Annotated in this window: 10 protein-coding genes; 8 read left to right on the top strand and 2 right to left on the bottom strand. The window is 66.2% G+C overall.

What is annotated here, in order from left to right:
• Both ACLP4W_RS28175 and ACLP4W_RS28170 read left to right on the top strand, forming a co-directional pair.
• The coding region (locus ACLP4W_RS28175; RefSeq protein WP_442390643.1) for a fatty-acid--CoA ligase at positions 1-458 on the top strand (458 nt) is incomplete at its 5' end.
• 12 nt (positions 459-470) lie between these two features.
• Positions 471-653: a (2Fe-2S)-binding protein gene (locus ACLP4W_RS28170; protein WP_442390642.1), complete on the top strand. Its 183-nt coding sequence runs from the start codon at positions 471-473 to the stop codon at positions 651-653.
• Here ACLP4W_RS28170 and ACLP4W_RS28165 read toward each other — a convergent pair.
• Positions 650-2,359 carry an alpha-keto acid decarboxylase family protein gene (locus ACLP4W_RS28165; RefSeq protein ID WP_442390641.1) on the bottom strand — a complete coding sequence of 570 codons (1,710 nt, stop codon included), beginning with the start codon at positions 2,357-2,359 and terminating at the stop codon, positions 650-652. The two genes, ACLP4W_RS28170 and ACLP4W_RS28165, sit on opposite strands and share 4 nt — an antisense overlap.
• A 59-nt stretch (positions 2,360-2,418) precedes the next feature.
• Here ACLP4W_RS28165 and ACLP4W_RS28160 point away from each other — a divergent pair, with 59 nt between their 5' ends.
• From ACLP4W_RS28160 to ACLP4W_RS28145, 4 genes are read left to right on the top strand one after another with little or no spacing between them, the layout of a single operon-like run.
• Entirely contained in the window at positions 2,419-2,859 is a 441-nt protein-coding gene (locus ACLP4W_RS28160; protein ID WP_442390640.1) for an SRPBCC family protein, read from the top strand.
• A complete protein-coding gene (locus tag ACLP4W_RS28155; RefSeq protein ID WP_442390639.1) occupies positions 2,856-3,935 on the top strand; it encodes a CaiB/BaiF CoA transferase family protein in 1,080 nt (359 codons plus the stop codon). The genes ACLP4W_RS28160 and ACLP4W_RS28155 overlap by 4 nt, the downstream gene beginning before the upstream one ends.
• Positions 3,936-3,993: 58 nt before the next feature.
• Complete coding sequence (locus ACLP4W_RS28150; RefSeq protein WP_442390638.1) at positions 3,994-4,449, top strand: SRPBCC family protein; 456 nt, start codon at positions 3,994-3,996, stop codon at positions 4,447-4,449.
• Positions 4,450-4,499: 50 nt separating this feature from the next.
• Positions 4,500-4,949: an SRPBCC family protein gene (locus ACLP4W_RS28145; RefSeq protein ID WP_442390637.1), complete on the top strand. Its 450-nt coding sequence runs from the start codon at positions 4,500-4,502 to the stop codon at positions 4,947-4,949.
• Here the strand turns inward: ACLP4W_RS28145 and ACLP4W_RS28140 are convergent.
• Entirely contained in the window at positions 4,946-6,127 is a 1,182-nt protein-coding gene (locus ACLP4W_RS28140; protein ID WP_442390636.1) for a pyridoxal phosphate-dependent aminotransferase, read from the bottom strand. The genes ACLP4W_RS28145 and ACLP4W_RS28140 overlap by 4 nt on opposite strands.
• A 259-nt stretch (positions 6,128-6,386) precedes the next feature.
• Between ACLP4W_RS28140 and ACLP4W_RS28135 the strand changes: the two genes are divergently transcribed.
• Together ACLP4W_RS28135 and ACLP4W_RS28130 are read left to right on the top strand one after the other, a co-directional pair.
• Positions 6,387-7,598 carry an acetyl-CoA C-acetyltransferase gene (locus ACLP4W_RS28135; RefSeq protein WP_442390635.1) on the top strand — a complete coding sequence of 404 codons (1,212 nt, stop codon included), beginning with the start codon at positions 6,387-6,389 and terminating at the stop codon, positions 7,596-7,598.
• Positions 7,599-7,612: 14 nt separating this feature from the next.
• Positions 7,613-9,640 (top strand): 3-hydroxyacyl-CoA dehydrogenase NAD-binding domain-containing protein (locus ACLP4W_RS28130; RefSeq protein WP_442390634.1); only part of this gene is annotated, 2,028 nt, incomplete at its 3' end.

Genomic DNA, 9,640 nt, shown 5'->3' with positions numbered 1-9,640 from the left:
TGATCGGAGTGCACAGCCGTGAGCCGATCGTGGAGCTGATCCGATCACGGGTCTTTTTCGACTGGTTCGATGCCGCTGGGGTCGAGGACATCCCCGCGGTGTTTGCCGGCGAAATCGTCGACAGGTTCATTGCGGTGTCGCCGTCCATTCCGAGCGCGCCCGGCGTGGTGGTTGCCGCGTTCGCCTCCGTCGACGACGTCGCGACCCTTAACGCGGAGGTCGGGTTTGCGATGGACCGGTTCACCACGGCCGGCATCCGAAAGACCTGGGTTTTTCAGGCCTTCGACGACGAGCATGAAGTGTTCATCCTGCAGGAGTTTCCCGATGAGGACGGCGCGCGCGAATGGATTGACCATCCCGACGCCGCCGCCCAATGGATGTCCAGGGGGGGCGTCGGCGCGTACCCGCCGCTGTTCGTCGGCCGGTTCTTCGACATGTTGCGCATCGAGGCGGACTGAGCGGACCGTCCGATGTTCGTGTGCCTGTGCAACGGAGTCACCAGCCAGACGGTGGTCGAGGCCGTGGCAGCCGGGGCGTCAACGACAAAAGATGTCGCTCAGGCTTGCGGAGCGGGCGCCGATTGCGGCCGCTGCCGCCGTACCGTCCAGGCGATCCTGCGATCAGCGCACGGTCGAACAGCGCGCTCGATCTAGCCCCGGCGGGATCGGGCGGATTCAGCGGCGCTCGCGCGTTTCGGCGACATGGATCCAACGAGTTGGCCGAGCAGGTGCGGGATCTCGAGCCGCGGCAGGACCACCTCGACGAACACCATGCGGTCTTTGTGCTCCGCGGCCGCGGTGAATGCGTCGTCGAGTTCGCCATAGGTCTGCGCCCGGAACGCCAGGTTATTGGCCACCCCCAGCGCGTTGGGGATGTCGGTCCAACTCCAGCTGACAATGTCGTTGTAGGGGGCCGCCTCTCCGTGAATCGCGCGTTCGACGGTGTAGCCGTCGTTGTTGACCACCACGATGACCGGGGACAACCCCTCGCGGGAGAAGGTGCCGAGCTCCTGGACGGTCAGTTGCGCGGCCCCATCGCCGATCAGCAACACCGTCCTGCGTTCTGGATGCGCGACCGCAGCCCCCACCGCCGCGGGCAGCGTGTAACCGATTGAGCCCCAAAGTGGTTGGCCGATGAAGGTGACCCCGTGCGGCAACCGGTGGTCCGCCATCCCGTAGAACGACGTGCCCTGGTCGGCGAGGACCACATTGCCCGGTGTGAGCGCTACGCAAAGCCGGTCCCACACCATCCGTTGGGTAAGCGGTTGATCGTGCGCCGGGGTTGGCGGCAGCGGTTCGGCGGGCGGCGAGGCCACGGGCGGCGAACTAATGCCGCGCCGGACCAGGATTGTCGCCAGCGCCTCCAACGCGGCGCCCATTTCCAGCGGCGCGAAGACTTCGCCGGCCACACTGCTTTGGTACTGCCCGACATCGATGGTCCGGGCCGGGTCGATCCGCTGGCTGAAGAAGCCGCTGACCATGTCGGTGAACACCACCCCCGCCGTCACCAGCACCGGCGCCTGCTCGATCGCCGTGCGCACCCATTCGGCGCTGGCCGCACCCGCGTAGATCCCCAGGAAGTTGGGCGAGCTCTCGTCGAGCAGGCTCTTTCCCCACATCAACGTGGCGTGCGGCACCACGTCCGCCGCCAGCAACGCCTCGAGTTCCTTGATCGCTTGCAGGCGGTGAACAAGCAGGTCGGCGAGCACCGTCAACCGGTGGTCGGCGATGAGTTCGGTGGCGGCGTCGACAAACATCGACAGCGCGCGGGGGCTGGTGCCGCCGGTGTAGCGGGGCAACGGGTCCGCCGGTGGTTCGGTGGGGAAGCGTGCCACGTCGGTGGACAGCAGTATGTACCCGGGCCGCTTCTGCTCGCGCACCTCGCTGAGCACCCGGTCAATCTCTCTGCAGGCCGTGGCCGGCATGAGATTGGCCTGGGCACAGGTGATTTCGCGGCTGATCCGGAAGAAGTGCTCGAAGTCGCCGTCGCCGAGTGAATGATGCAACGCCCGCCTGGTGCCCTGCGCGTCCTTGGAGGGGCCGCCGACGATGTGCACGACGGGCACGTGCTCGGCGTAGCTGCCTGCGATCGCATTGGCCGCCGAGAGTTCACCGACTCCGAATGTCGTTACCAATGCTGACATTCCGCGCAACCGTCCGTACCCGTCGGCGGCGTAGCCGGCGTTGAGCTCGTTGGCGCTGCCCACCCACCGAATGGTGGAATGGGCGACGATGTGGTCGAGGAATTCCAGGTTGTAGTCGCCGGGAACGCCGAAGATCTCGGAGACGCCGAGTTCGGCGAGGCGGTCGAGCAGGTAGTCACCGACGGTGTAGACGCGATCAGAATCAGTCACACGCACGACGGTACGCCCGGTCGAAACCGTTCCGGTCGACACGCCGCCGCGCTATCGTCCCAGCCATGGCCGTCAAGGAATCCCGCGAAGTAGTCATCGAAGCAAGTCCCGAGGAGATCCTCGACGTTGTCGCCGACGTCGAGGCAATGCCCGAGTGGTCGTCCATTCATCAGAGCGCCGAGGTGCTCGAACGCGACGCCAAGGGCCGACCGAAGCGCGCCAAGATGAAAGTGAAGACGACCGGTGTCACCGACGAGATCGTGCTCGCCTACACGTGGCGCGACGACGGCGTCACGTGGACGCAGGAGAGCGGGAAAGCCTCCCGCAACCAGGAAGGGGGCTACACGCTCACCCCGCAAGGCGACGAGACACGGACGAAGTTCGATCTGGCCCTGGATCCGCTCGTGCCGTTGCCCGGCTTTGTGATCAAGCGCGCCATGAAAGGGATCATGGAGCTGAACACGGACGGGCTGCGCAAGCGGGTGCTCAAGGTCAAGAAGGGGTGACGAGAACCGGGCCCCTGGCCGGGGTGAAGGTCATCGAGCTCGGCGGCATCGGACCGGGGCCGCACGCGGGGATGGTGCTCGCCGACCTGGGCGCCGACGTGGTGCGGGTGCGACGGCCCGGCGGACTGACGATGCCGTCCGAGGACCGCGACTTGCTGCACCGCGGGAAGCGGATCGTCGACCTGGACGTCAAAACGCAGCCCGGGCAGCTGCTGGAGCTGGCCGCCAAGGCCGACGTGCTGCTTGACTGTTTCCGGCCCGGCACCTGCGAGCGCCTCGGCATCGGTCCCGACGACTGCGCGGCGGTCAATCCGCGACTGGTCTTCGCGCGGATCACCGGCTGGGGCCAGGACGGGCCGCTTTCGGCGACGGCGGGCCACGACATCAACTATCTGTCGCAGACCGGTGTGCTCTCGGCGCTGGGCAACTCCGACCGGCCGCCGATGCCGCCGCTGAACCTCGTCGCCGACTTCGGCGGCGGCTCGATGCTGGTGCTGCTGGGCATCGCGGTCGCGCTGTACGAGCGAGAACATTCGGGCAAGGGGCAGGTCATCGACGCCGCGATGGTCGACGGGGTCAGCGTGCTCGCCCAGATGATGTGGACCATGAAGTCCACCGGTGCGCTGCGCGACCAGCGCGAATCGTTCCTGCTCGACGGCGGCGCCCCGTTCTACCGTTGCTACGAGACCTCCGACGGCAAGTACGTGGCCGTCGGTGCGATCGAACCGCAGTTCTTCGCGGCGTTGCTGAGCGGGCTGGGCCTCTCGCCCGGCGAGGTGCCCAACCAGCTGGACGTCGCTTCCTATCCGCAGCTGCGCGACCTGTTCGCCGAACGGTTTGCCGGCCGGACCCGCGACGAGTGGACGCGGGTCTTCGCCGGCACCGACGCGTGCGTCACCCCGGTGCTGACGTGGGGTGAAGCCGCTACCAACGAGCATTTGAACGCACGGTCGACGGTGATCACCGCCCATGGCGTCGAGCAGGCCGCGCCCGCGCCGCGTTTCTCCCGTACCGCCGCCGGGCCGGTCGGGACGCCGCCGGCGGTAACCACACCGCTTAGCGAAATCGACTGGTAGCCAGGAATTTACGCCGAACACCATCCGTGCACGGGTAGGCGTTGCTAGGTTGTTCTCAGTGGCCGTAAAAGCATCACGGGAATTTGTCGTCGACGCGCCGCCTGAGGTTGTCATGGAGGCGCTGACAGACGTCGGCGCCCTGTCATCTTGGTCCCCGCTACACAAACACATCGAAGTAATCGACCGCTATCCCGATGGTCGGCCCCACCACGTCAAGACCACGATCAGGATTCTCGGACTCGTCGATAAAGAAATCCTGGAATACCACTGGGGCCCCGACTGGGTTGTCTATGACGCCAAAGGCACCTCCCAGCAGCATGGCCAGCATGTCGAGTACAACCTCAAACCCGAAGGAATCGACAAGACACGAGTGCGGTTCGACCTCACCGTCGAACCGGCGGGACCGATACCCGGGTTCATCGTCAAGCGGGCAAGTGAAAATGTCCTCGACGCCGCGGTAAAGGGGCTGACCGATTTGGTCATGGGCGGCGGGGATTCGCGCACGACCAAATAGTTATCTTTTGTCGGGTCCGCCCACCGACCGCGATTGCTAACTTAATAGCAGTGGCCGTACAAGCATCGTCGGAAATTGTCATTGAGGCGCCCCAGGAAGTAATCATGGAGGCGCTCGCCGACATGGACGCCGTGCCGTCGTGGTCTTCGGTGCACAAGCGGGTCGAAGTCGTCGACAAATATCCCGACGGACGGCCGCACCACGTGAAGGTCACGATCAAAGTGACCGGCATTATCGACACCGAATTGGTCGAATACCACTGGGGCCCGGACTGGATGGTGTGGGACGCCAAAAAAACCGCCCAGCAACACGGCCAGCACGGCGAATACAACCTGACCCGCGAGGGCGACGACAAGACCCGGGTGCGATTCGCAATCACGGTCGAACCGTCAGCGCCGCTGCCCGAATTTTGGGTCAAGTGGGCCCGAAAGAAGATTTTGCGTTCTGCGCTGGAGGGATTGCGAGAGCGGGTTATGGGTACAGGGTCCGAGCCGGGCTAAATAGCCGGTCCGTCCCGCAGCAGGGCCAGTCGCCTGATCGCCTCGTCGAGGGTGTCGTCGCGTTTGCAGAAAGTAAAGCGCACCAAGTGATTCCACATGTCGGCAGGTGCGGCTGCCGGGTCGCAGAACGCCGACATGGGGATGGCTGCCACCCCGACTTTTTCCGGCAGGGCCGCGCAGAACGCGGAGCTGTCGTCATACCCGAGCGGGCGCGGGTCAGCGCACAGGAAGTAACTGCCGCCGCTGTCGTGCACCGCGAAACCGATCTCGGTCAGCCCCGCGGCCAGCCGATCGCGTCTGGCCTGCAACGAGTTGCGAAGTTCGGCCACCCAGGCATCCTCGGTGTCTAGCGCAAGGGCGACCGCGGGCTGGAACGGCGCGCCGCCGACGTAGCTCAGATACTGTTTGGCCGCACGCACCCCGGCGATCAGTTCCGCTGGGCCGCAGGCCCATCCGATTTTCCAGCCGGTGCAGTTGAACATCTTGGCCGCGCTCGAGATGGTGATCGTGCGCTCGGCCATGCCGTCGAAGCCGGCCAGCGGCAGATGGCGATTGCCGTCGAACACCAGGTGCTCGTAGACCTCGTCGGTGATCACCAAAAGGTCGGCCGCCACCGCGATCTCCGCAATGGCTGCCAACTCGGTCGCGCCGAGCACCGCACCGGTCGGGTTGTGCGGTGAGTTGACGATCAGCGCGCGGGTCCGAGGCGTGACCACCCGCCGCAACGCGTCGGTGTCCAGAGCAAAGCCGTGCCCGTCGGGCACCAACTGCACGGCTACCCGGTCCGCGCACGCCATCGCCACCACCGGCGAGTAGGAGTCATAGAAGGGTTCGATCAGGATCACTTCCGAGCCGGGCTCGATCAGGCCGATCACCGCCGCCGCGATGGCTTCGGTGGCCCCGACCGTCACCAGGATCTCGGTGTCGGGGTCGTACTCGACGCCGAAATGCCGCCGCCGCTGGGCGGCGATCGCCTGGCGCAGCGGCGCGATGCCGATCCCCGGCGGGTACTGGTTGGCGCCCGCGGCGATGGCGTCCTGCGCGGCTTTCAGCAACGCCGGGGGTCCGTCCTCGTCGGGAAAACCCTGGCCGAGGTTCACCGCGCCGATTCGCGCGGCCAGAGCCGACATCTCGGCGAACACTGTGGTCGCGTACGGCCGCAGTCGCGACACCGTCATGGTGGACGAGCCTAGCTTTACGCCCCATCGTGACTGCAGCGTCACGCTCGGCGTCGAGCGTGACTGCACTGTCACGTTCGAGGCGAACACAGGCTCCGAGGTGGGCTCGGCGTCGAACGTGACTGCAGCGTCACGTTCGCGGGTTGACCTGCGGATTCCTGCCCAACCAACAGGTTGGACGGGGGCCCTGTTAGGGTGCTGGAGCGGGGCCTAATCTTTAAGGCGCCCCCGACGCCCGATTTGCGAACAGGAAGTCGACATGTCCGAAGAAGCCTTCATCTATGAGGCCATCCGCACACCGCGCGGAAAGCAGAAGAACGGATCGTTGACCGAGGTCAAGCCGATCGACCTGGTCACCGGCCTGATCGACGAACTGAGGCGGCGCAACCCCGATCTCGACGAAAGCCTGATCAGCGACATCGTGCTCGGCGTGGTGTCGCCCGTCGGTGACCAGGGCGGCGATATCGCGCGCGCCGCGGTGCTGGCGGCCGGCATGCCCGACACGGTCGGCGGCGTGCAGCTCAACCGGTTCTGCGCCTCAGGCCTGGAGGCGGTCAACACCGCGGCACAGAAGGTGCGCTCGGGCTGGGATGACCTGGTGCTCGCCGGTGGCGTGGAGTCGATGAGCCGCGTCCCAATGGGCTCCGACGGCGGCGCCATGATGGCCGACCCGGTCACCAGCTACGACGCCTACATCGTCCCGCAGGGCATCGGCGCCGACCTGATCGCCACCATCGAGGGCTTCTCCCGCGACGACGTCGACGCGTATGCGCTGCGGTCCCAGGCGAAGGCAGCCGAGGCGTGGTCGGGTGGGTACTTCGCCAAATCAGTCGTCCCGGTCAGGGACATGAACGGCCTGGTCATTCTCGACCACGACGAGCACATGCGCCCCGACACCACCGCCGAAGGGCTGGGCAAGCTCAAGCCCGCCTTCGAGGGCCTCGCCGCGATGGCCGGTTTCGACGACGTCGCGCGCCAGCGCTACCACTGGGTGGAGAAGATCAACCACGTGCACACCGGCGGCAACAGCTCGGGCATCGTCGACGGTGCCGCGCTGGTGTTGGTCGGTTCCGAGGCCGCTGGCAAGTCGCAGGGATTGACCCCCCGGGCCCGCGTCGTGGCGACCGCCACCACCGGAGCCGACGCGACGATCATGCTCACCGGCCCGACGCCGGCCACCCGCAAGGCGCTGGACCGCGCGGGTCTGACCGTCGACGACATCGACCTCTTCGAGCTCAACGAGGCGTTCGCGTCGGTGGTGCTGAAATTCCAGAAGGATCTGAACATCCCGGACGAGAAGCTGAACGTGAACGGCGGAGCCATCGCGATGGGCCACCCGCTGGGCGCCACCGGCGCCATGATCACCGGCACCATGGTCGACGAGCTCGAGCGCCGCAATGCCCGGCGCGCGCTGATCACGCTGTGCGTCGGTGGCGGCATGGGCGTCGCGACCATCATCGAGCGCGTCTGAGAGGCTGAAAGATTATGGCAGAGAACACCATTCAGTGGGATAAAGATGCCGACGGCATCGTCACGCTGACCATGGACGACCCGACCGGGTCGGCCAACGTGATGAACGAGCACTACATCGAGTCGATGCGCAAGGCCGTCGAACGGGTTGTCGCCGAGAAGGATTCAATCACCGGGATCGTCATCACCAGCGCCAAGAAGACGTTCTTCGCGGGTGGCGATCTCAAGAGCATGATCAACCTCGGCCCCGATGACGCCGGGCAGGCCTTCGATCTGGTCGAGAAGGTGAAGAAGGACCTGCGCACGCTTGAAACTCTCGGCAAGCCAGTGGTCGCCGCCATCAACGGCGCCGCGCTGGGTGGCGGCCTGGAGATCGCGCTGGCTTGTCATCACCGCATCGCCGCCGACGTCAAGGGCAGCCAGCTCGGTCTGCCGGAAGTGACGTTGGGGCTGCTGCCCGGGGGCGGCGGCGTGACCCGGACGGTGCGGATGCTCGGCATCCAGAACGCCTTCGTCACGGTGCTGAGCCAGGGCACGCGCTTCAAGCCGGCCAAGGCCAAGGAGATCGGTCTGGTCGACGAGCTGCTCCCCACGGTCGAGGAGCTGGTGCCCGCGGCCAAGGCGTGGATCAAGGCCAACCCCGAGTCTCACACCCAACCGTGGGATGTGAAGGGCTACAAGATCCCCGGCGGCACTCCGTCGTCGCCGGCGCTGGCCGCCATCCTGCCGTCGTTCCCGTCGCTGCTGCGCTCGCAGCTGAAGGGTGCCCCAATGCCCGCCCCGCGGGCGATCCTGGCCGCCGCCGTCGAGGGCGCGCAGGTGGACTTCGACACCGCCAGCCGTATCGAGAGCCGTTACTTCGCCTCGCTGGTCACCGGTCAGGTCGCCAAGAACATGATCCAGGCGTTCTTCTTCGACCTGCAGACCATCAATGGCGGCGGTTCGCGGCCCGAGGGCATAGGCAAGACCCCGATCAACAAGATCGGTGTGTTGGGTGCGGGCATGATGGGCGCCGGCATCGCCTACGTCTCCGCGAAGGCCGGCTATGACGTGGTGCTCAAGGACGTGAGCCTCGAGGCCGCTCAGAAGGGTAAGGGCTACTCGGAGAAGCTGGAGGCCAAGGCGCTGGAACGCGGCCGCACGACCGAGCAGAAGTCGAAGGTGCTGCTGGATCGCATCGCCCCGACCGCCGACCCCACCGACCTCAAAGGCGTCGACTTCGTGATCGAGGCGGTGTTCGAGAACCAGGACCTCAAGCACAAGGTGTTCCAAGAGATCGAGGACATCGTCGAGCCGAACGCGGTCCTGGGGTCCAACACCTCGACGCTGCCGATCACCGGTCTGGCAACCGGCGTCAAGCGGCAAGAGGACTTCATCGGGATCCACTTCTTCTCACCGGTCGACAAGATGCCACTTGTGGAGATCATCAAGGGCGAGAAGACCTCTGACGAGGCGCTGGCCCGCGTGTTCGACTACACTCTGGCCATCGGCAAGACCCCGATAGTCGTCAACGACAGCCGCGGCTTCTTCACGTCCCGCGTCATCGGCACCTTCGTCAACGAGGCGCTGGCGATGCTCGGCGAGGGCGTCGAGCCGGCCAGCGTCGAGCAAGCCGGTTCGCAGGCCGGCTACCCGGCGCCGCCGCTGCAGCTGTCCGACGAGCTCAACCTGGAGCTGATGCACAAGATCGCCGTCGCCACCCGCCAGGGCGTCGAGGACGCCGGCGGCACCTACGAGCCGCACCCGGCGGAAGCCGTCGTCGAAAAGATGATCGAGCTCGGACGGTCCGGCCGGCTGAAGGGCGCGGGGTTCTACGAGTACGTCGACGGCAAGCGCAGCGGCCTGTGGCCGGGGCTGCGGGAGACGTTCAAGTCGGGCTCGTCGCAGCCGCCGCTGCAGGACATGATCGACCGGATGCTGTTCGCCGAGGCGCTGGAAACGCAGAAGTGCCTTGACGAGGGCGTTCTGACGTCGACGGCCGACGCCAACATCGGATCGATCATGGGCATCGGCTTCCCGCCGTGGACCGGCGGCAGCGCGCAG

Source organism: Mycobacterium sp., assembly GCF_052145595.1.
GTDB lineage: Bacteria > Actinomycetota > Actinomycetes > Mycobacteriales > Mycobacteriaceae > Mycobacterium.
Note: the sequence above shows the minus strand (reverse complement) of the source record. Positions and strands in the feature narration are given on the sequence as shown.

Coding starts and splice junctions, on each gene's coding strand:
- ACLP4W_RS28160 (WP_442390640.1), top strand. CDS start 2,419: ATGGCCGTCAAGGAATCCCGCGAAGTAGTCATCGAAGCAAGTCCCGAG.
- ACLP4W_RS28170 (WP_442390642.1), top strand. CDS start 471: ATGTTCGTGTGCCTGTGCAACGGAGTCACCAGCCAGACGGTGGTCGAG.
- ACLP4W_RS28135 (WP_442390635.1), top strand. CDS start 6,387: ATGTCCGAAGAAGCCTTCATCTATGAGGCCATCCGCACACCGCGCGGA.
- ACLP4W_RS28140 (WP_442390636.1), bottom strand. CDS start 6,127: ATGACGGTGTCGCGACTGCGGCCGTACGCGACCACAGTGTTCGCCGAG.